At 34.7% G+C, this 21,271-nt stretch carries 19 protein-coding genes; 3 read left to right on the forward strand and 16 right to left on the reverse strand.

The genetic code is table 11. The features are described from left to right. Nucleotides 1–124: 124 nt before the first annotated feature. Nucleotides 125–1,609, forward strand: coding sequence for a S8 family peptidase (locus tag NG806_RS18915; RefSeq protein ID WP_261511027.1), 1,485 nt, complete (start codon nt 125–127; stop codon nt 1,607–1,609). Between the two features lie 111 nt (nt 1,610–1,720). On the opposite strand, the gene ygiD is transcribed toward NG806_RS18915, so the two are convergent. The 3 genes from ygiD to NG806_RS18930 all read right to left on the reverse strand — a co-directional run bounded on the left by ygiD (nt 1,721) and on the right by NG806_RS18930 (nt 3,422). Continuing rightward, on the reverse strand, nt 1,721–2,548 hold the full coding sequence (gene ygiD / locus NG806_RS18920) for a 4,5-DOPA-extradiol-dioxygenase (RefSeq protein ID WP_261511028.1): 828 nt from the start codon (nt 2,546–2,548) through the stop codon (nt 1,721–1,723). A gap of 74 nt (nt 2,549–2,622) precedes the next feature. Then, nucleotides 2,623–3,135, reverse strand: a complete 513-nt coding sequence (locus NG806_RS18925; RefSeq protein WP_214833166.1) for a YceI family protein — start codon at nt 3,133–3,135, stop codon at nt 2,623–2,625. A gap of 125 nt (nt 3,136–3,260) precedes the next feature. Further along, a complete protein-coding gene (locus tag NG806_RS18930; protein WP_214833165.1) occupies nt 3,261–3,422 on the reverse strand; it encodes a hypothetical protein in 162 nt (53 codons plus the stop codon). 142 nt (nt 3,423–3,564) lie between these two features. Here NG806_RS18930 and NG806_RS18935 point away from each other — a divergent pair, with 142 nt between their 5' ends. Then, nucleotides 3,565–5,703, forward strand: coding sequence for a S9 family peptidase (locus NG806_RS18935; RefSeq protein WP_261511029.1), 2,139 nt, complete (start codon nt 3,565–3,567; stop codon nt 5,701–5,703). Between the two features lie 92 nt (nt 5,704–5,795). On the opposite strand, the gene NG806_RS18940 is transcribed toward NG806_RS18935, so the two are convergent. The 13 genes from NG806_RS18940 to NG806_RS19000 all read right to left on the reverse strand — a co-directional run bounded on the left by NG806_RS18940 (nt 5,796) and on the right by NG806_RS19000 (nt 19,652). After that, nucleotides 5,796–6,569 carry a hypothetical protein gene (locus tag NG806_RS18940; protein WP_261511030.1) on the reverse strand — a complete coding sequence of 258 codons (774 nt, stop codon included), beginning with the start codon at nt 6,567–6,569 and terminating at the stop codon, nt 5,796–5,798. Between the two features lie 3 nt (nt 6,570–6,572). Next, nucleotides 6,573–6,935: a hypothetical protein gene (locus NG806_RS18945; protein WP_261511031.1), complete on the reverse strand. Its 363-nt coding sequence runs from the start codon at nt 6,933–6,935 to the stop codon at nt 6,573–6,575. After that, nucleotides 6,926–7,486, reverse strand: coding sequence for a LemA family protein (locus NG806_RS18950; protein ID WP_214833156.1), 561 nt, complete (start codon nt 7,484–7,486; stop codon nt 6,926–6,928). The genes NG806_RS18945 and NG806_RS18950 overlap by 10 nt, the downstream gene beginning before the upstream one ends. A gap of 6 nt (nt 7,487–7,492) precedes the next feature. After that, nucleotides 7,493–8,578 (reverse strand): hypothetical protein, encoded by a 1,086-nt coding sequence (locus NG806_RS18955; protein WP_261511032.1) that lies wholly within the window; start codon nt 8,576–8,578, stop codon nt 7,493–7,495. Nucleotides 8,579–8,757: 179 nt separating this feature from the next. Beyond that, nucleotides 8,758–10,650: a molecular chaperone HtpG gene (gene htpG, locus NG806_RS18960; RefSeq protein WP_261511033.1), complete on the reverse strand. Its 1,893-nt coding sequence runs from the start codon at nt 10,648–10,650 to the stop codon at nt 8,758–8,760. A 223-nt stretch (nt 10,651–10,873) separates the two neighbouring features. Continuing rightward, nucleotides 10,874–11,881 carry a recombinase RecA gene (gene recA / locus NG806_RS18965; RefSeq protein WP_214833150.1) on the reverse strand — a complete coding sequence of 336 codons (1,008 nt, stop codon included), beginning with the start codon at nt 11,879–11,881 and terminating at the stop codon, nt 10,874–10,876. 175 nt (nt 11,882–12,056) lie between these two features. After that, nucleotides 12,057–13,253: an oxygenase MpaB family protein gene (locus NG806_RS18970; RefSeq protein WP_261511034.1), complete on the reverse strand. Its 1,197-nt coding sequence runs from the start codon at nt 13,251–13,253 to the stop codon at nt 12,057–12,059. Nucleotides 13,254–13,332: 79 nt separating this feature from the next. Then, entirely contained in the window at nt 13,333–14,112 is a 780-nt protein-coding gene (locus NG806_RS18975) for a LuxR C-terminal-related transcriptional regulator (RefSeq protein WP_261511035.1), read from the reverse strand. 416 nt (nt 14,113–14,528) lie between these two features. Then, nucleotides 14,529–15,533 (reverse strand): type I glyceraldehyde-3-phosphate dehydrogenase, encoded by a 1,005-nt coding sequence (gap, locus tag NG806_RS18980; RefSeq protein WP_214833144.1) that lies wholly within the window; start codon nt 15,531–15,533, stop codon nt 14,529–14,531. A 28-nt stretch (nt 15,534–15,561) separates the two neighbouring features. Beyond that, nucleotides 15,562–16,548 (reverse strand): 6-phosphofructokinase, encoded by a 987-nt coding sequence (pfkA, locus tag NG806_RS18985; RefSeq protein WP_214833142.1) that lies wholly within the window; start codon nt 16,546–16,548, stop codon nt 15,562–15,564. 82 nt (nt 16,549–16,630) lie between these two features. Continuing rightward, on the reverse strand, nt 16,631–17,497 hold the full coding sequence (locus tag NG806_RS18990) for a DUF4846 domain-containing protein (RefSeq protein ID WP_261511036.1): 867 nt from the start codon (nt 17,495–17,497) through the stop codon (nt 16,631–16,633). 82 nt (nt 17,498–17,579) lie between these two features. Further along, nucleotides 17,580–18,338, reverse strand: coding sequence for a TIGR03915 family putative DNA repair protein (locus NG806_RS18995; protein ID WP_214833138.1), 759 nt, complete (start codon nt 18,336–18,338; stop codon nt 17,580–17,582). Between the two features lie 54 nt (nt 18,339–18,392). Beyond that, nucleotides 18,393–19,652 carry a putative DNA modification/repair radical SAM protein gene (locus tag NG806_RS19000; protein ID WP_261511037.1) on the reverse strand — a complete coding sequence of 420 codons (1,260 nt, stop codon included), beginning with the start codon at nt 19,650–19,652 and terminating at the stop codon, nt 18,393–18,395. Between the two features lie 146 nt (nt 19,653–19,798). On the opposite strand from NG806_RS19000, the gene NG806_RS19005 reads away from it, so the two are divergent. Further along, the gene (locus tag NG806_RS19005) at nt 19,799–21,127 is read left to right on the forward strand and encodes a hydroxymethylglutaryl-CoA reductase, degradative (RefSeq protein WP_261511038.1); all 1,329 of its coding nucleotides are present in this window, start codon (nt 19,799–19,801) and stop codon (nt 21,125–21,127) included. Nucleotides 21,128–21,271: the final 144 nt, after the last annotated feature.

Consider the following 21,271-nt stretch of genomic DNA (forward strand, 5'->3'; position numbering starts at 1 on the left):
CTTAAGTTTATAGTTCTTAAATCATTTTGGAAAAATTAATATTCGGGAAATACTAAATTAATTTTTAAAGAATTGTAATTCAAAAGAAAGTGATATCTTTTGTTTACCAATCAAAATTAATTATATGAAAAAAAATGTATTTTACCTTTTAATCTTATTCTTCTTTGTAGCCTCGTGTAACAGGGAAGGTGTACAAAATGAGACAGCTGACGTCGAAGTTTTTCAAAAAGATCCTTTAACAGCGAAACAGATCAACGCTGAGATCAATCAATCTATTAAAGACAAAGGCTCTTTCAATTGGAGTCAGTCTTCCAATCACGTTCTGTGGAGTGCAATTTTCCGTGGAAACAGAATGGTATCCATCGGATTTGGTTCTTCTAAAGAAGATTTCGACAGAAGCAAATCCCCGAACACTAATGAAATGGAGAAGGAAATCCTGTCTGTTATCAAAAAATATGAAGGAAAAGATGAGAGAGCGTTTCTTCTTCTTTCTGACCGATATCTGAATCAGATGGATGTTGTGATTGAAAAAGAAGAAACTATTTCTGCTCTCCGGCAAATGAAAATAATCCGATATCTGGAGCCGGCAGATTACCATTATTTTGAATTTGAAGCTCAATATAATGCAACAGCAAAATCTTCAGGGAGTGGCTCTTCGGGATGTGGCTTTTCATCAACTACTATAAATGCAGCAGATTATACCGCTACTACTCCAAGTGCAAAAATTCCATGGGCTTTTACAAAACACAGTATTCCTGATGCCTGGAGTTACAGTACAGGGGCAGGTGTTACCATTGGTCTCATTGATACTGGAGTCTCTCCGGACCAGACCTTATTAGGAAGCAATTTTAACAATGGTGCTTCATCAGGAAGAACAATCAATAAATTTGGAGTATATAATTCTGATGGCTCAGGAGATCAATGTGGACACGGAACAAAAATGGCTTCCGTAATGACAGCTCCAAGAAATAATTCGGGATTACCAGTAGGTGTCGCCTATAATGCCAATTTAATAGCTTACAGAGCTGCAGAAAATGTTGTACTGGAAACTTCCAGTGAGCAGACTGGTGTTAAAACAGCTTTTACCGAACTGGCAAATAATACCAATGTAAAGATTATCTCTATGTCGATGGGACATATATTCTCTGTCGGAAAAATTGAAGATGGCGTAAAATATGCCTATTCTAAAGGAAAATTGATCTTCTGTGCGGGTGGAACATCTACCAGTTTTACCAACTTTGTGGGGGTGATATTCCCGGCATCAATGTCGGAAACACAGGCGATTACAGGGGTTAAAGAAAACACTTCCAATCAGAAATGTGATGTTTGCCATTCTGGAAGCCAGATCGATTTTACATTCCAGATGGAAAGAGCTTCAGGAAATACCGTTCCTGTTCTAAGTTACTATAATGAACAGGCCGATTATGTAGGTGGTTCTTCTGTAGCAACAGCGGCTACTGCCGGAATTGCAGCTTTAGTATGGTCAAAAAATCCATCATGGACAAGAGAACAGGTGCTTAATAAAATGAGACAGTCAGCAACATATTATCCGAATCCGAATTCCAGTTACGGATATGGAAATATTAATGTGCTAAACGCGGTACAATAAAATAATACATAAAAAAAGGAAATATCTCAACTAAGATATTTCCTTTTTTATTTTTCAGAGAGAATGTAAACAATATTACAAAATGTATAAATATAAAAACATCCCTTACTTCTAACCGATCCTCACACTCGTCATACTCAAAGAACCACCTATTAATTCATCATTGAATAAACGAAGTTCTTCCGACTGATGTTTTAATCCTAAACTATAAAGCAAAGGTAAATAATGATCCGGTGTAGGAACTGCATACTGTAGAAAAGCACCCTGTTTTTGGTAGTCAATTATATTTTGAAAGTTGCCGTCAAGAAGCCAATTGTTGGTTTTTTCTCTGGCTTCAATAGCCCAATCCCATCCAGCTCCAACTGTATTAATATTTCTCCAGTCTATTAATCGTAAATTATGAACGATATTTCCACTTCCAATAATTAAAATACCTTTTTCACGAAGCTTATTTAATTTCTGAGCCAGGTCAAAATGATATTGTGGCGGCCGGGTATAATCAATACTCAACTGAATCACCGGAATATCCGCTTCAGGATACATATGTTTAATGACAGACCATGCACCATGATCTAATCCCCAATTATGATCTTCTTCAACCAAAACAGGAGCTAAAAGCTCAGCCGTTTCTTTTGCCAATTCAGGATTTCCGGGAGCAGGATATTCTACATCAAATAAAGCTTTAGGGAAACCTCCAAAATCATGAATTGTTCTTGGCATATCCATCGCAGTTACAAAAGTTCCCGGTGTATACCAATGTGCAGAAATACACAAAATAGCATTGGGTTTGGGGATCTCTGTTGCCGCTTTTCGAAATCCCTGTACAAACTGATTTTCTTCAATAGCATTCATTGGCGAACCATGTCCAAGAAATAGAACCGGCATTCTTTGAGTGCTTTGAAAATTATCACTGATGTTTTGTAGATCGTTGAGGTTCATAAGAATCGTATTAAAAATAAAAAAGGTTCAAGGTTTTTAGAAATCCCCGAACCTTTTAAATATATGAATGAAAATTATGCTTGTTTTACAAACTGTAATTCACCGCCTAATTTTACTTCTTCACTTACCATTACACCTCCCGCTTCAAGAGCTGCATTCCAGTTTAATCCGAAGTCTTTTCTGTTGATTTTACCTTCAAAAGAGAAACCTGCTTTAGTATTTCCCCATGGATCAACATTAATTCCATTGAAGTCTACATCAAGCTTTACAGGTTTTGTAATTCCGTTGATCGTAAGATTTCCAGTTACATCTCCGTTCAATGCCTGAGATTCGAATGTAATTGTAGGATTCTGTTCAGCATTAAAAAACTCCTCACCTTTTAAGTGATTATCTCTGTCTTCATTATGGGTTGCTATAGAATTAGTCTGAATAGTAGCCGTTGTTTTTGCGTTAGCAAAAGTGTCATCGTCAGCTTCGATTTCTGCATTAAAATTGGTGAAATTTCCTTTAATGTTAGAGATCATCATGTGTTTTACTTTAAAAGTAATTTCACTATGTGCTGGGTCTAAATTCCATTTTGTTGCCATTGTATTGTATTTTTTTATTGTTATTTATAATGCAAATCTACACCAAGAACCGGGTTCAAAACATTGATATAGGATAAGAAATGAGGATTAATGATTTATTAATATTAGAGTATCATAATTTGGAGCTATTTCCCGCTATTCACTTTTACTCCTCGCTCCATCGCTTTCCAAGCTCTTGCTGTGGGGTAACCGTTACTATCGGGGCTAAGATATCTGTCATTGTGAGCAAAGCGCAGATTCCGCACTCCACTTTGTTCTCCTCTGAATGACAACTCAGTAGGAACCAATTAAAAACGGTTAAGAAAACACGACAATAAGTTAAGGAATTATTTAATTAACATAATAATATCATTTTATGAATGTTTTTAATTTAACATTTCTTAACGGATGACTTTTATTTCTTATTTTTGGTGGATTCAATTTTAAATAATGAAATTACATAAGTTTACTTTATTGATGGTGGTTTTGGGTGGATCAGCTTTTGCCCAGACCCAAAAATTTACGATGGCGGAGGCTGTAAATGGCTTAAGAACTAATCTGGCAGTGAAAAATATCTCTCAATTTTCATGGACTGAAGATGGTAAATCTTACATTCAGGCTGTAAAAGGAGGGTATTTAATTACCGATCTGAAGACAAGCAAGCAAGATACTTTATTGTCTTTAAACCAGCTGAATAAACAGTTTAAAACAAATAAACTGAATGCATTGCCGCCAGTTAAATTTCTAAACAATTCCAATGGTTATTTTAATTCTGATGGCCATATGTTTTGGGTGGAAAAATCAGGAAACGATTGGAAAGTAAAAAGTACTTCATCACTGGATGAAAATGCAGCAAATGTAAAGATCTTTGGAGATAATCAGACATTAGCTTACACAGTGAAAAATAATTTGTACGTCAATAGAAATGGAAAATCTATAGCAGTAACAAAAGATACTGATGAAAATATCATCAGCGGACAGGCAGTACATAGAAATGAATTTGGAATTGATACAGGAATTTTTCCAGCTCCAAATTCCGAGTCTGTAGCTTTCTATAGAATGGATCAGAGTATGGTTGCAGATTATCCTGTTATCGATTGGTCTGTAACACCTGCTGTAAATCACAATATGAAATATCCAATGGCTGGGCAGGCATCACATCAGGTGACATTGGGTGTTTACAATATTAAAGATCAATCAACTACTTTCTTAAAGGTAGAAGGAGAGAAAGATCAGTATCTGACTGCTATTACCTGGAGTCCTGATTCAAAATATATTTTTGTTGGTGTTTTAAACAGAGGACAAAACCATATGAAAATGAATCAGTATGATGCTATAACAGGAGAGCTTGTTAAAACCCTCTTTGAAGAGTCAAGTGATAAATATGTAGAACCTCAGCATCCACTTGTGTTTTTTCCAAAATCTAATACCGATTTTATCTGGCAGAGTCAAAGAACTGGATATAATCATTTATTTCATTACAGTTTAGAAAAAGGATTGGTTTCTCAGATTACCAAAGGAGATTGGTTGGTTACTGATATTTTAGGATTTAATGAAAAGAAAAAAGAAATCTTTTTCGTTTCTACAAAAGAAACTCCTCTTGAAAGACATCTATATAAAATCAACTGGACGAATTTTAAAATGCAAAAACTGGATGATGCGGAAGGAATGCATACAGGGCTTTTGAGCAGTGATGGAAATTATTTATATGATGTATACAGTAATGCCAATACACCAAGAGTCGCCAATATTATTAACACCAATACTTTAAAGTATAACAATATCCTTACTGCTGAAAACACATTAAAAAATTATCAGCGACCGGAAATTAAAAATATAAATCTAAAAGCAGATGATGGAACTCCATTGTTTGGAAAGATCATTCTTCCAACCAATTTTGATCCTAATAAAAAATATCCGGTTATTGTTTATTTATACAATGGACCCCATCTTCAATTGATCACCAATACATTTCCGGCATCAGGAAATCTTTGGTATGAATATATGGCTCAAAATGGATACATCATTTTTACAATGGACGGAAGAGGTTCTTCAAACCGTGGACTGAAATTTGAGCAGGCAGTATTCAGAAATCTGGGAACTACGGAAATGAATGATCAGATGAAAGGAGTGGAATATTTAAAGTCTCTTCCGTACGTGGACTCTGAGAAAATGGGAATTCATGGATGGAGCTTCGGTGGATTTATGACCACAAGTTTTATGCTTCGTCAGCCTGATGTTTTCAAAGTAGGTGTAGCCGGAGGGCCTGTTATCGATTGGAAGATGTACGAGATTATGTATGGTGAAAGATATATGGATACTCCACAGGAGAACCCTGAAGGATATGCAAAGGCAAACCTATTGGATAAAGTTCAGAATCTAAAAGGTAAACTATTGATGATCCATGGAGCACAGGATGATGTAGTCGTTTGGCAGCATTCTATTAAATTTATCAAATCTGCTGTAGACAACGGAGTTCAATTGGATTACTTTGTGTATCCGGGACATCCTCACAATGTAATAGGAAAAGACAGAGTGCATCTGATGCAAAAGATCACAGACTATTTTGATCAGAACTTGAAAAAATAATTAGAATCCAACCGATGAGGTTGGATTTTTTTATTTGAATATTCTTGATATAATATTTTTCAAAAGGATAAAACAGATCACTGTTTTTTTACTTATTTAGAAATTCTTTTCTTTATCTCAGATCTTCTGTTTAATTTAATGACCGACTTGTCTTTTGAGAAAAGCATTTTCATATATCCAAAAAAAGCAGGAATTAAAATGGTAACAAAAAGACTGCATATTCCCAATGCCCAAATTGGCATGTCATCTCTTTTTCCTTGGAAATACTCCCATATCACCCAGGACATTACCCCTATAAAAAACAGCATTGCAAGTGGAAAGACGAGATATACCACAAATCCTAAAGCAATATGGAGAACGATTGAGTAATCTTTACCCACAGCATGTAAGAATATTGCTGATACGGCTAAACCCAGCACGAAAAAGAAAAGAAGAACTGCGCCAACAACAAGCTTTTGTGTTCCAAAACTTAGATTTGTCACGGTTTTATCTCCGTTTTCGTATCCTATTGTAATCATTTTTCCAATTTCGACAGGATCACTTCCACCATAGTTCAGAGGTTTTTTGATCAGTAGGTTATTACTGTCCTTAAATTCCACCACTGCACGGTATGTATCTTCAGAACTTGAGGCTTCATGCTCTACAACCCGGGCTTCATACTTAGTTTTGAATAAAAGGGAGCCGATGGTAGAAGAACACATTGCAACAAGTCCAAAGAACAGGGCAGATAATGCATAAACAACTACACCTTGAAAAACAACGGTGAGCAAAGAGATTTTTTCATCTTTCGACTTCTTTTTTCGGTAATTCATAAAAAGAATAAAAGCTGTAAAAGCCAACGGTATGTATAACATGAAATTTCCCATCAATTAAAATTTTCGATTTTGTTTATCTTTTAATTTTGACGCCTCTTTTATAAAGTTTACAGTTTCTTCGGTATTAAATAGTGTGTAGACTGTTACACAAAGTAAGATAGATAAATAAATGAGACTAAGTTTCAACTTATCAAAACCAACAAAAGCCGAGAAAAAAACAAAAGGAATAAGTATGATAATAGATAATCCGAAGGTGAGAATAATAAACTTCAGGATCTTTTTTATAAAAAAAACTTTTTTAAAAATACCGTATAAACCAAACAATCCAAAGGTGAAAACCGGAAATCCAATAGCCAGACTTCCAAAAAATTTTTGAGAATTGATAAAACTGCCAATAATACCTAGATCTATTTCCATGATAATGTTTCTTTGCTGTTATGTATTTCTGACTCAGAGAATTTCAACATTTCCTTTTTTTGATAGTTCATCATTTTGGCGAAAATAAAATCAGGAAAGACTTCGATACCCGTATTATATAAATTTACAGATTCGTTGAAATATTCTCTTCGGTCTGCAATGATGTCTTCCAGCTCACTTAATCTTTTCTGAAGCTCAAGAAAAGACTGAGTTGCTTTTATCTCTGGATAGTTTTCTACGGTAATCATAAATGACTTAAGCTTGCTATCGATATGTTCTGCAATTTTCATCTTTTCGTTGTCTTTATTGGAATTAAAATACTGAGAACGGAGTGAAACCAAGTCTTTAAGGGTGGTATTCTCATAAAGAGCAGTTGCTTTCACTGTTTTTACCAGATTAGGAACCTCATCCGCACGTTGTTTTAAAACCACATCAATGTTGGCAAAAGATTTTTGCATGTTATTTTTTAATAATACCAATCGGTTGTAGGTGTTGATTAGAAATGTAACCAGTCCAACGCTAACGATAATTAAAATTAAAAGTGAAATCATATTTAGTTATTTCTTTATGAACCAGTCAAAAGGATTGGACTGAAAGGTTTCTTTCCAGTTTTTTTGTTCTATAATAATTTTATTTCCTACCATCCTGATTGGTGTAAAAAGAATGAATGCTGAGAAAATAGCTATAAAAGATAGAGTAGTTAATGCTCTTAATTTTAAAGGTCTCCATTTATTCGAGAAATTAACAATATCTAATGGTGCAATGCCGAAGACATTCTTGTTTTCATCAAAACGGAAAACCGATTTTGAACCTTCATAAAAAGCCTGACCTATTAAAAGGAAATCCGTTTTTTCGTCAATGATAAATTCCCGGTATCGACGTCCCAGGTCTTCTCTGGAATTTGTAGCTGAAAAATTAAGCCATTGCAACTTATCCGGGATAATTTCTATTTTCCCTGTCTCGTCTTCGATGTGGAAGTTTTTAATTTCAGTTTTCCTGGAAATTTCGTGGTATGAAGTTGAGGTTCTGCCATCATCATCTCTGGAAGTACTTATTTCATCAACAGTGTAAATGTATCCTACACATGGAGTATCTGTATCGGGAGAAATAACCGTTTCTATAGCCTTAGCCTTCCCTGAAATTTCAGCAAGACCCATGGCAATACTTTTTATAGTTGAGGTCGGCAAAGTCCTCTGGTAAAAATAAAACCTGTTTTTATTATTGGGAAGTAAAGAGCTTAAGATGATCAGAAAAAAAATAATAAAGAAAGAATAGATTCCCAGATAGAAGAAAATTAAGTAAGCAAAAAGAGCTAAAAATGCACCGCCAATAATTTTCCATACAGGAGTCTTATTTTTTCGTTGTTCCCTGAAAGATTCTATGGTCGATTCTATTCCGTTTTTAATAAAACCAATGATGGCCATTATAAAAACGGATACAAATAATCCGATAAAAATAATTCCTGATTCTTTTGGGACAAATAAATAAGCAAGGATTAAAATAACCGGATCTATAATGAACATCAACCAGCTTGGCTTTAAATTCACATTAAATATTCCGGATAAAATTAAAGTATGGAATAAGGCAATCCCTAAACTGAATAGGACTAAGAAAGGAAGAATTTCGGGAGAGATCTCAAACATTTATTAGGTTTTGAACAAATGTAAGAATATTCGGTAAAGAATTAAATATCAATTACAAATTGACAAAAACCTTACAGCTAAATAAAATTAAAGCGAGATGAATCTATGTACTCTTACCAGAAAAGGAAATACAGTATAATAAAAAAGCGGTACAGATCATCTGTACCGCTTTGATTGTATTATTTCTCAAGCTGCTTATAACTTCTTTGAATGAAGTCTGTAAGATCTTTCCCTTTTAGTAAATTTTGAGAAAGCTTAGCGAGGTCTAATGCATATTTTATAAGATTTTCTTTTTCTTCAGGGCTCTCTGTTTTCAGGATCTGACCAGCAAATTCACTATTTGAATTCACAACAAGATTGTACATCTCAGGGAAACCTCCCATTCCGAACATTCCGCCTCCACCGGTTGCCTGCATTTCTTTCATTCTTCTCATGAATTCTGGTTGCGTAATAGTAAAAGGTGCATCCGTACTATCAAGGTCTTCCAGCTGAACAGTGAACTTTTTATCACTAATTGTTTCCTCAACATTCTTTTTCAATGATTCCTTTTCAGTATCATTCAATTTAGAAATAACAGGCTCATCCTTCTTGATCAGATTATTAACGTGATCTGCATCCACTCTTACAAATGAAATTTTCTCTTTTGAACCTTCAAGCTTTTGAATAACGTGAGGTACGATTGGAGAATCTAACAGAAGAACCTCATAGCCTTTGTCTTTTGCAGACTGAATATAGCTGTGTTGTTCATCAGCATTGGATGCATAAAGAATGATCAGATTGCCGTCTTTGTCAGTTTGTATCGGTTTTACTTTTTCTGTAAGCTCATTCCATAAGAAGTAAGTTCCATCAACAGTAGGGTATAAAGTAAACTTATCAGCTTTTTCATAGAATTTCTCTTCAGAGATCATTCCGTATTCAATTACGATCTTGATATCATTCCACTTTTTCTCGTAGTCTTCACGGCTTTCATTGATAAGAGAAGCCATTTTATCAGCTACTTTTTTAGTAATGTAAGAAGAGATCTTTTTTACTGCGCCATCAGCTTGTAAGTATGAACGGGAAACATTCAACGGGATATCCGGAGAATCAATTACTCCACGAAGAAGCATTAGGAAATCAGGTACAATTCCTTTTACCTCATCAGTAACGAATACCTGATTCTGGTATAACTGGATTTTATCCTTTTCAATATTCAGGTTGTTAGCCAGTTTAGGGAAAAACAATACTCCTGTAAGGTTAAATGGATAGTCAACATTCAGGTGGATATTGAATAATGGTTCTTCAAACTGCATAGGATATAGCTCGTGATAGAACGCTACATAATCCTCTTTCGTTAGATCACTTGGAGCGATCGTCCATGCTGGATTGGGATTATTGATAATATTGTCCACTTCTTCCGTTTCAGCTACAGCATCTTCTGCCGCGTCTTCAGGTAGTGGAAGTGTATGCGTTTTAGTACCGAATTTAATCGGAACAGGCATGAACTTATTGTACTTTAATAGTAATTCACGAATTTTTGATTCCTCAAGAAATTCTGTAGAGTCTTCTGCAATATGAAGAATAATTTCAGTTCCTCTTTCAGTTTTATCTGCAGTTTCCTCAAGAGTAAATTCAGGACTTCCATCACATATCCAACGAACAGCAGGTTCATCACGATATGACTTTGTAAGAATTTCTACTTTTTCAGCAACCATAAATGCAGAATAAAAACCAAGACCAAAATGTCCGATAATTCCTGAATCTTTTGCGCTGTCTTTATATTTTTCTAAAAATTCTTCAGCTCCGGAAAAAGCAACCTGATTGATGTACTTTTCAACCTCCTCTGCAGTCATCCCGATTCCCTGATCAATAATACGAAGTGTTTTTTCTTCCTTATTGATTTTTACTTCAAGCTTAGGATTTCCATATTCTACTTTAGCTTCACCAATGCTTGTTAAGTGTTTTAACTTTAAAGTAGCATCAGTGGCATTGGAAATTAATTCTCTTAAAAATATTTCGTGATCACTGTAAAGAAATTTTTTGATAAGTGGAAAGATATTTTCCACAGAAACATTAATATTTCCTTTAGTCATAATTTTTGGGTTTTAAATTTCCTATAATTTCTCAAAAAAAATACCATACCAAGGAAAGTGACAGATTGACAGGCTTACCTTAATTTAATAATTTAAAAATTAAAATAGATAAGAATTAAAACGCGTTTATATATGAATATGATGATTAATCAGAAATAAGTAAACTTTATTATAACAAAAAAGACAGCACTATGGCTGTCTTTAATTATAGTGTTTTGAAAAACTATTTTACTTTGGTTTTCAATTCTGCCTTGATCTTGTTTTCAAGTTCCTCAGAAAGTTCAGGATTGTCTTTCAGAACATCTTTTACGGCATCACGCCCTTGTCCTAATTTTGTTTCTTCGTAGCTGAACCAAGAACCGCTTTTCTTAACAATTCCTAATTCAACAGCCTGGTCAAGAATTTCTCCTGTTTTAGAAACCCCTTCTCCATACATGATATCAAATTCAGCCTGTTTGAAAGGTGGAGCTACTTTATTTTTAACAATCTTCACTTTCACACGGCTTCCAACTGCTTCATCGCCATTTTTAATCGGTGCACTTGCTTTTCTGATATCTACTCTTACAGATGCATAGAATTTCAAAGCATTACCCCCTGTTGTCGTTTCAGGATTTCCAAACATGACACCTATCTTTTCTCTCAACTGGTTGATGAAAATTACGGTACACTTTGTTCTTGAAATAGTAGCCGTTAATTTTCTTAATGCCTGAGACATCAATCTTGCATGAAGACCCATTTTTGAATCTCCCATTTCGCCTTCGATCTCCGCTTTTGGAGTAAGAGCCGCAACAGAGTCAATAACAACAATGTCAATAGCTCCTGAACGGATAAGATTGTCAGCAATTTCCAAAGCTTGCTCACCGTTATCTGGCTGCGATATAATTAAGTTTTCTAGATCAATACCTAATTTTGAAGCATAGCTTCTGTCAAAAGCATGCTCAGCATCAATAAATGCTGCAATTCCACCTGCTTTTTGAGCTTCCGCAATAGCGTGAAGAGTTAAAGTTGTTTTACCAGAAGATTCAGGACCATAAATTTCAATGATTCTTCCCCTAGGGTATCCGCCTACTCCTAGTGCAATATCTAATCCCAAAGATCCAGAAGGGATAACTTCTATTGTGTTATCAACAGAATTATCTCCCAATGTCATTACAGTTCCTTTTCCGTATGTTTTATCTAGTTTATCAAGCACTAATGCCAATGCTTTTTTCTTATCTTCAATGTTACTCATTTCTATAAAATAATTTCTCAAAAGTACATAATTTTGGAATCAAAAACTAATATTTTTCTATTTCAAAATCTCTTTTTAACGTTAAAAATCCAATAAATCCGATTGGCTAAATAAGTGCTATCTTATTCTGAATGAAATGATAGGATACCTAAATTATAGTTTAAGACAATTTGGTTTAATGAAAGTTGGAAGCTGCTGTAATTCTTAGGTAATCCTCCAGAACCTTGAGATGTTTTTTATTGCCGGCTTCAATTCGTGTATTACGGCTTATCAAGGTATTGTAAACTTTGTTGATCATTTTTTTTACTACTGGAAATGCATTCTTATTGGAAACATCGGGTATGCTTAACCGTTTGCACACTTCATCATCCAAAAGATACCAGGTGCAGCAGATATGGAGATATCTCAGATTTTTTCTTTGAAACTTAAACTTTAATATGGGATTCTCTAAAGATTCATTCAGGAGAGAGTGGGCGAGAAGTGCCGAATCTTTATCCGAAGGTGGCTGAATAGCTGTCCATAAATAAAAATATTCTGTAGCCTGCTTTTTATTATCAGGTAAAAGACTCTCCGGTATACCCAATAAATATCCAACATATTTCCAAAGATGGAAAATACCCAACTCTTCTTCCTTAGAAAAAGTGTTTCCCAATTTTTGTAAACTGTGTAGAAAAACCAGGCTAAAACCAATATAGGTTGCCATCATATCCCATGAATTAATGGGTTCACCCCAGTTCTCAGTATCCCAGTTTTGATAATGTTTTTTAATAGAAAGTCTGGCGTAGGAGTGAATAAGGCGAGTTTTGATGGCGAATTCATAACCTTTAGAATGGATTTCTAACGCATTATAGCGAGTAGCATTAACCCAAAAATCAAGGGTTTCAGAAAGACGTTTTACAGCTCCTTTTTTTAAAGCTTCAGTTACAATAAGAGGTTTGTTGAGGTATGCATAATCGTAACCGCCGATTAAACAATAATCCCGCAAAGAAATTAAGGCATCCAATCCGCTTCTCATACAAAGTTCAGCACCAATTTTCAGTAAATCATCATTCAGCCATTCCGGTTTTCTTTGAGTTTCTATGAAAAGTTTTTTTACACTTTCTGGTACATTGTCATCTTGTAAAACTCCATTACGAATATAGTGTTCAATCTCTCGTGATGCTTCATGAAACTTTTTAGTCAGATAAACATCTTTTACAACCTGGTCACCAATTTCATCTACGTGATAGAAATACGCTGCAAATTTTCCAAAATCTTTGAAACTTATTTCTGCTCCGGAAAACTCAATAAGCTGTTTTCCATTTCCTTTTTCCCAGAAGTCTTTGAAATGAGGTGAATTTTTAAAACGTGGTTGTAAAATAGGTCTTTCCATCTCTTATAAAAGTACAAGTTTTACACCGAAATGTATGAGTGAGATTTATCAGTTGGAGAAATGTTTTTTTATATATACATTAAATAATACCCCATTCGAAAGCTTTTTTTAAAAGTTCTTTGCCGTTCCTTGAATTGGTTTTAGTTAAAATGTTTTTGCGATGAGAGCGAACCGTATGTTGTGATAAAATAAGTATTTCCGAGATCTCTGTACCCGAATAACCTTTTGCAATGAGAGATAGTACCTCCACTTCCCGTTTAGTTAAGCTTTCCAAACATTGATGGGTAGCTAGAAAAGGATCTTCTATTTTAATCTGGTGGAAATCATTTCTTGGGCCTATTCCTGACACCAGCACGGTATACGGATTTTGTTTGGTAATGTGATTAATGTTGGTATGTATATTAATTGCCTGAATAAGATTACCATTCTCATCTTCCAGTGTAGGCATCGCCTGATGATGGAACAGTTCATAATTTCCTTTTGCTGTTTTCATCCTGAAACAGTAGCTGGATTTAAGATAAAGCTGGTGTTCTACACCTATTTCCAACATTTTTGTAATAACAGCCTGCTCTGCTTTTATAACAAAAGGAATATCTTCTGGATGGGTAAGATCAATGACTTCTTTTAAATTTTCCGGAAACTTCTTTAAACCATGCAATTTTAAAATATTTTCATGGTGGTGAGAAAGGGTACTGTTGGTAAGATTCATTACATAATAGTAAAACTCCCCGATGGCAAACATTTCACCTATGATACGCTCGATAGGAGGCTTTTTCAATATTTCCTTCTTCTCTTTCCTGGTACCTGGATAAGTATTCCAAACCTCGATTAATGGATGTTTTTTTTCAGAATCTTCCATGAATATTGCTTTGTTTTAAAAATAGTTAAAATTTTCTTAAAAAATCCCCCCAAAGGGGGATTTTTTTGCTTTGAAAAAAATGCAAAATTTGTTGTAAACTAATAACCCTGAAAACTTAATTTCCAAAACTGTTTTAGAAATTTTATTTTAATTGTCATTTTAGGTAATTTAATTACAATTCGGAAATATATTAATTTATTAAATTAAAGTAATTATAAAGTAGTATATTATTTCGTAATATTTATTTTTTAATGAATATTTAAACATATATCCTTTTGAGTGTATGTGCAGTATGGAAAAAAGTCTTCAGGAAAATAATAGTTTATACTTTCTTTATTAGTTGTTTGGAAATGATAAACTAAAAACCCCGCTCAAATTCTGAGCGGGGTTTATATATTTAATTGCTTAGTTAATTACTATAAAGAAGCAGCGTGAACAAGCATATCAACTAATTTGTTAGAATAACCCATTTCGTTGTCATACCAAGAAACAAGCTTTACAAAGTTAGGTGAAAGCATGATACCCGCATCTTTGTCGAAGATTGAAGTTCTCTTATCTCCTACAAAATCCTGAGAAACTACTGCATCTTCAGTGTATCCAAGAATACCTTTTAATTCTCCTTCAGAAGCTGCTTTAATGGTAGCACAGATTTCATCGTAAGAAGTCGCTTTTTCAATTCTTACTGTAAGGTCTACTACAGAAACATCTACTGTTGGTACTCTGAAAGACATACCTGTTAGTTTTCCGTTCAATGAAGGGATTACTTTTCCTACTGCTTTAGCAGCACCTGTAGAAGAAGGAATAATATTGTTAAGAGCAGCTCTACCACCTCTCCAGTCTTTTACTGAAGGACCATCTACTGTTTTTTGAGTAGCTGTTGTAGCGTGTACTGTTGTCATTAGACCTTCAACAATTCCAAAGTTATCGTGGATAACTTTAGCTAAAGGAGCTAAACAGTTTGTAGTACATGAAGCATTAGATAAGATTTTGATATCATCTGTAAGCTCTTTGTGGTTTACACCCATTACAAACATTGGTGTATCATCTTTAGAAGGAGCAGAAAGGATTACTTTTTTTGCACCCGCATTAATGTGAGCCTGAGCAGTATCTTTAGATAAGAAAAGACCTGTAGATTCTACAATATAGTCAGCTCCTATTTCATTCCACTTTAGGTTGTTCGGGTCTCTTTCTGCAGTTACTCTGATTTTTTTCCCGTTTACCACAAGATCGTTACCTTCTACAGATACCTCACCTGGGAAGATTCCGTGTACAGAATCATATTTTAACATGTAAGCCATGTATTCTGCATTGATAAGGTCATTGATTCCTACTACCTCAATGTTGTCTCTTTCAGTCATTGCTCTGAAAACAAGACGTCCAATTCTACCAAACCCGTTGATACCTACTTTAATTGTTGACATAATATTTTGATTTTTACAATTATAAAAATTAGATTGCTAATATTTCTGAGATCAATAAAAGATCTTTATTAATTTCGTTATGTTTTTTAATGGCTTCTTCAATCGGTGTATAAACCATATCATTAGATCGCATTCCAGCCATTACATTCGTTTTTCCTTCCATTAATCCGACTACAGCTCCATAACCTAATCGACTTGCCAGTACTCTGTCTGCACAACTTGGAGAACCACCTCTCTGGATATGTCCCAAAATAGCAACTCGAATATCGTAATCAGGAAACTCCTGCTTGGTTTTCTCTGCAAGTTCGTAAATATTTGCTAGTCTTTCGCCTTCTGCCACCACAACGATGCTGGAAGCTTTACCCGTTTTTTCAGCATTTCTGAACGTTGCAAAAAGCTCGTCTATGCTGTCTTTTTTCTCGGGAATCAGAATATCTAAAGCACCGGTTGCTAATCCGCTGTTCAAAGCGATAAAACCAGCGTCACGACCCATTACCTCAACAAAGAAAACCCTATTGTGAGAAGTTGCCGTATCACGGATCTTATCAATGGCTTCCATAGCAGTATTTAAAGCCGTATCGTAGCCAATAGTATTGTCGGTACCGAAAATATCATTGTCAATAGTTCCCGGAACTCCAATTACTCTGATGCCAAATTCTTCATTGAAGATCTTTGCTCCGGTAAAAGTTCCGTCCCCACCAATACAAACGATGGCCTCAACACCGTGTTTAACACAATTATTGTAGGCTTTTTTACGCCCTTCTTCAGTTCTAAATTCTACGGATCTGGCGGACTTTAGAATGGTTCCACCCTGGTTGATTATATTTTTTACGGAACGTGGTCCCATTTTTAAGAAATCATCGTTGATAAGGCCATTGTAACCTTCTCTTACTCCGTAACATTCGATATCATAGTAATTTGCCGTTCTTACCACCGCTCTTAATGCGGCATTCATACCCGGAGCGTCTCCTCCGGAAGTAAGAACTGCAATTTTTTTTACAGCACTTTCTTTCATCTAGTAAAAAATTTCGAACACAAATTTACAAAAACAAGTTCAGATTATAGTAGTAACTTGACAATAGTTTGGATATAAATTTTTAAAAACTTCTAAAATTTGTTGGTTTAAAAACATATCTCGCAGTTTTCGTCTCTGGAGCATTTACATCCAAATCGTACCATGGCGAAATATTTTTATCAAAAGGATTGGAAAGAAGGTGGATAGATTGGGCTGGTGTGAAGCCTTCGCTTAACAAAAATAGGCTTTTACCTTCTTTATTTCTGCATATTCCGGTTATCAATACAACATGTCCTGGACTACCGGCTGTTATTAAAATATCCCCGGTTTTTAAGTCTGTATTTTTTGTAATTGGTGTAGTTTCTTTGTTTAAAGAAATGGTTCCTGCATAATTAAAGATCAATTCTAGATAATTCCTGAAATTTTGATAAGAATCGTCGAAACTAGCTGTTTTCCTAAAGCTTACAGAATTACCATTTATATAGGCTCTTATTCCATTTTTATAATCATTCCAACTAACCAGATCTCCGTTGGTAAAATGGAATTTTATGTCATCAAATTTTTTTATTTTGAATAAATACTCAGCCCTTAGTCGAATGACTGCATCAGCACATTGTTGTAAATCTTTATTTCCGGTATCTATATCAAACACAGCTTCATGAAGATGCTGCGTGGAAATAGGAGTTCCGTCATATTTAAGGATTGGACTTTCATAAGGTTTTAGTTTAAAGTTTTCGAGAAAATATCCAAATGTTTCTGGCTTTTCATTGATCCATTCGTAACCATCAGGAGTAGAAAATCTATTCTTGATGGTATTTTTATCTTTATTGATTGTAACTAAAGTTTTTGGAGCTGAATTTTCTTTTGTGCCACTTTTGATACCTGAGGTTTTATCATTGTTACAACTTAGAATTGTTGTTAAAGTGATTGTTAATAGTATTTTTATCATCATAGTTCATTTGCCTAAGCATGTTATCAAATAGTTGGATTTAAAATCTGCATTTTATCTGCAGGAGGACCTATTGTTGAAATTAACTCTTCTCTGTCAGATACTTCCAATACCTTCTTGGAACATGCTGAATATGAAGTTTTAAATTCTTTCTTTCTACAATGTTTGTTTTAGTGAAATAACGCTGCCAGAGTTTTTGATACTGTGCTTCTTCTTCATGGAATTTCTGTTGATACTGATCTAGGTTTAATTTTTCATCGGGATAGAAGAAATCACAGTTTTCAAGATCATATAGGATCCCATAATTTCTTCTGAGATCATAAATCATCCATTTCTGGTCCTGATATCGGTCTTTAAAATGTTTTCTGATCAGCGGAATCACATTGAAATCCGGGTCTATTTTTGCAAAGAAAACACCATCCTGCATTTTTTCAAACCTTACAAAAGCGGTCATCCGATGTCGTTCTCTATCTACAGATTTACAGATCTTTGAGATTTTTAAAATATCATTATCAGCATAATTTTGAAGGATATTTTCTACGGGATGTTGAATGGATTGTTTTATGGCAGATAAAATGATTTGTTCTGACTCTGGGTCTTCTGATAAAAAGACTTTTAATAATTGATTGATTCCGGATTTACCTATATTTTGTTCCAGTTTACTTAAAACCCTTTCTGCTTTATCATTTTGGGTGATTACCTCGTGTATTTCTGCAAAAATATTTTCCTGATGAAACCTTTCTCTATTGAAAATTTCCACATCTTTATAACGGTATTCGAATACTTCAAATACCGCAGTTAAAAGTCCGTCAAAACTGCCGTCATAGAGTAGGGTGATCATTATTTAATATAGCAATGTAAAAGTTTCGTGTTCATTTCTGAAAAAAAATAGTGTCTAAAACAAAGTAAGTTGCTGCGAAAACTGATTTTGAAATTTGGAAGAGCTTCCGCCAATAAGTAGCTTTCTGAAATTCTTATCGGTAAGATATCTTAGGTACATATTTCCAGCATCAAAGTCAATGAAATATTTTGCCCTGTTTACAGCGGCTCCCAGTTTTTTAAGATGATCGATGTTTAAGACCTGAAAACGTCGGGCATGAACGATTTTTTTTGCGGTCTTTACACCAATCCCAGGAATTCTAAGAATCATTCGATAATCTGCTGTTTGCAGGTTTATGGGAAATTGGTTCAGATTTCTGAGTGCCCAACTTAATTTAGGGTCAATCTCAAGATCTAAAAACGGAATATTGGGATCTAAAATTTCTTCTGCCTTAAAACCATAAAATCTCATTAACCAGTCCGATTGGTATAATCTGTTTTCCCTTAACATCGGAACTTCTGTCGTTAAGGAGGGTAATCTTTTATCCTCTAAAACCGGAACATATCCTGAATAATAAACTCTTTTAAGGTTAAAATTTTTATAAAAATGATCTGCAACTTTTATGATCTGCAGATCATTTTCGTTAGTAGCTCCAACAATCATTTGAGTAGATTGGCCAGCTGGAGCAAATTTTGGAACGTTTCGGAAGATTTTCTTTTCGTCATTATATAGTGAAATTCCATTTTGGATATATCGCATTGGACTGATCATATCTGCTCTGTTCTTTTCCGGAGCAAGTAATTTTAATCCACTTTCAGTTGGAATTTCAAGATTTATAGATAGCCGATCTGCATATAAGGCGGCTTCCTGCATCAGTTCATCACTCGCTCCAGGAATAGATTTTAAATGGATATATCCATTAAAGTTTTCTTCCAGACGCAACTTTTTAGCTACTCTTACCAAACGCTCCATGGTAGTATCAGCATTTTTGAAAATACCTGAACTTAGGAAAAGTCCTTCAATATAATTTCTTCGGTAAAAATTTATAGTTAAATCAACCACCTCTTCCACCGTGAAGGCTGCTCTTTTGATATCATTGGAGCTTCTTGAAACACAATAAGCACAATCATAAATACAATGATTGGTTAAAAGAACTTTGAGAAGTGAAACACATCGTCCGTCTTCTGTATAGGTATGACAAATTCCGCTTATGGAACTGTCTCCTAAAGCCCCTTTTTTGTTCTTTCGGGTACCTCCGCTTGAGGAACAGGAAACGTCGTATTTCGCTGCGTCAGCAAGGATTTCAAGTTTTTCTTTTAGACGGTCAAAGTTCATTTGTTATAATGTAACGTCGGTTTAACGTCATGAATTTAAGATCAAATGTAATTCCAAAATTGAGAAATGTCAGGCTTTTTAACATAAAGTTATCAACAGAATAACGCATCAAAATCATTATATTTACGGTTCTTTAAAGTTAAACTATGAATCATCAACCGATTGAAGGTTTTTCCAAGTTGACGAAACAAGGGAAAATGGACTGGCTCGTTAATGAGTATCTTGACGGAAACCAGGAATATCAAAATATATTGCAACAATACTGGAACGAAAATACTGATCTTCAGAAACTTCATGATGAATTTTCCGAAAATACAATTTCCAATTTTTATATGCCTTACGGAATTGCCCCGAACTTTTTAATAGACGGTAAGTTAATAGCTTTGCCAATGGCTGTGGAAGAAAGTTCGGTAGTAGCAGCAGCATCTAAAGCGGCTAAATTCTGGATCGATAAAGGAGGTTTTAAAACAACGATCATTAATACAGAGAAACTGGGACATACCCATTTTATATTTAATGTAGAGGCTCACAAATTGTTACACTTCTTTAATTTTAAATTGAAGAAAAAGTTATTTGAAGCTACGGAAGCAATAACAGCCAACATGAGAAACCGTGGTGGTGGAATTTTAGATATCAAACTGGTAGATAAGACCACTGAGATGGCTAATTACTACCAGTTAAAGGCAAGTTTTGATACCGTAGATTCAATGGGAGCTAATTTCATTAATTCTTGTCTTGAGCAATTTGGAAAGACATTGAAAGAAGAAGTAGCAAAAGAAGAAGATTTTAACCAGGAGGAAAAAGATTCTTTACAGATCGTTATGAATATCCTTTCCAATTTTACGCCTGATTGTATAGTAAGAGCTGAGGTTTCCTGTAAGATTGACGATCTGAAAGATGATAGTGGAATTTCTAACGAAGAATTTGCCAGAAAATTTAAGCAGGCGGTAACCATTGCTGAAATAGAACCGTTTCGTGCGACAACCCATAATAAAGGAGTCATGAATGGGGTAGATGCTGTAGTAATTGCTACAGGTAATGATTTCAGAGCAACGGAAGCTTGTGCTCATGCATATGCTTCGCGAGATGGGCAGTACAGGTCACTGACTCATTGTACTACGGATAATGGGATATTCAGATTCTGGATTGATCTTCCTATTTCTGTTGGAGTTGTAGGAGGGTTAACAAATCTTCATCCTTTGGTAAAATTCTCCTTAGCACTTCTTGGTAAACCATCGGCTCAGGAATTAATGAGTATTCTTGCAGTATCAGGATTGGCACAGAATTTTGGAGCACTCCGTTCCTTAGTGACAACAGGAATTCAAAAAGGACATATGAAAATGCACTTACTGAATATTTTGAATCAGATGGGTGCTACAGAAGATGAAAAACAACACTTTGTCACTTACTTTAAAGATAAAACGGTAACTCATCATGAGGTTATCAATGAATTTAACAGATTAAGGGCCCAATAACATGTTTGGAATTGTATTGTCAGCTTTTATGTTGTTGTTCGGGATCTTTCTAAGCATTACTAAAAATCCGGGTTTTGCAAAGAATAAAAAATTAGCCTGGGTTTTTATTGCCATTGGAGCTTTAGCATTGATATTCAAAATTGT

It is taken from the genome of Chryseobacterium paludis (assembly GCF_025403485.1).
Classification (GTDB): domain Bacteria; phylum Bacteroidota; class Bacteroidia; order Flavobacteriales; family Weeksellaceae; genus Chryseobacterium; species Chryseobacterium paludis.

Excerpts from the sequence above, each read along its gene's own strand:
- gap (WP_214833144.1), bottom strand. The coding sequence starts at position 15,533 with ATGTCAACAATTAAAGTAGGTATCAACGGGTTTGGTAGAATTGGACGT.
- NG806_RS18950 (WP_214833156.1), bottom strand. The coding sequence starts at position 7,486 with ATGATTTCACTTTTAATTTTAATTATCGTTAGCGTTGGACTGGTTACA.
- pfkA (WP_214833142.1), bottom strand. The coding sequence starts at position 16,548 with ATGAAAGAAAGTGCTGTAAAAAAAATTGCAGTTCTTACTTCCGGAGGA.
- NG806_RS18995 (WP_214833138.1), bottom strand. The coding sequence starts at position 18,338 with ATGATCACCCTACTCTATGACGGCAGTTTTGACGGACTTTTAACTGCG.
- NG806_RS18935 (WP_261511029.1), top strand. The coding sequence starts at position 3,565 with ATGAAATTACATAAGTTTACTTTATTGATGGTGGTTTTGGGTGGATCA.
- NG806_RS18975 (WP_261511035.1), bottom strand. The coding sequence starts at position 14,112 with ATGGAAGATTCTGAAAAAAAACATCCATTAATCGAGGTTTGGAATACT.
- ygiD (WP_261511028.1), bottom strand. The coding sequence starts at position 2,548 with ATGAACCTCAACGATCTACAAAACATCAGTGATAATTTTCAAAGCACT.
- NG806_RS18915 (WP_261511027.1), top strand. The coding sequence starts at position 125 with ATGAAAAAAAATGTATTTTACCTTTTAATCTTATTCTTCTTTGTAGCC.
- NG806_RS18955 (WP_261511032.1), bottom strand. The coding sequence starts at position 8,578 with ATGTTTGAGATCTCTCCCGAAATTCTTCCTTTCTTAGTCCTATTCAGT.
- NG806_RS19000 (WP_261511037.1), bottom strand. The coding sequence starts at position 19,652 with ATGAACTTTGACCGTCTAAAAGAAAAACTTGAAATCCTTGCTGACGCA.
- NG806_RS18925 (WP_214833166.1), bottom strand. The coding sequence starts at position 3,135 with ATGGCAACAAAATGGAATTTAGACCCAGCACATAGTGAAATTACTTTT.
- recA (WP_214833150.1), bottom strand. The coding sequence starts at position 11,881 with ATGAGTAACATTGAAGATAAGAAAAAAGCATTGGCATTAGTGCTTGAT.
- NG806_RS18940 (WP_261511030.1), bottom strand. The coding sequence starts at position 6,569 with ATGGGAAATTTCATGTTATACATACCGTTGGCTTTTACAGCTTTTATT.
- htpG (WP_261511033.1), bottom strand. The coding sequence starts at position 10,650 with ATGACTAAAGGAAATATTAATGTTTCTGTGGAAAATATCTTTCCACTT.
- NG806_RS19005 (WP_261511038.1), top strand. The coding sequence starts at position 19,799 with ATGAATCATCAACCGATTGAAGGTTTTTCCAAGTTGACGAAACAAGGG.
- NG806_RS18990 (WP_261511036.1), bottom strand. The coding sequence starts at position 17,497 with ATGATAAAAATACTATTAACAATCACTTTAACAACAATTCTAAGTTGT.
- NG806_RS18945 (WP_261511031.1), bottom strand. The coding sequence starts at position 6,935 with ATGGAAATAGATCTAGGTATTATTGGCAGTTTTATCAATTCTCAAAAA.
- NG806_RS18970 (WP_261511034.1), bottom strand. The coding sequence starts at position 13,253 with ATGGAAAGACCTATTTTACAACCACGTTTTAAAAATTCACCTCATTTC.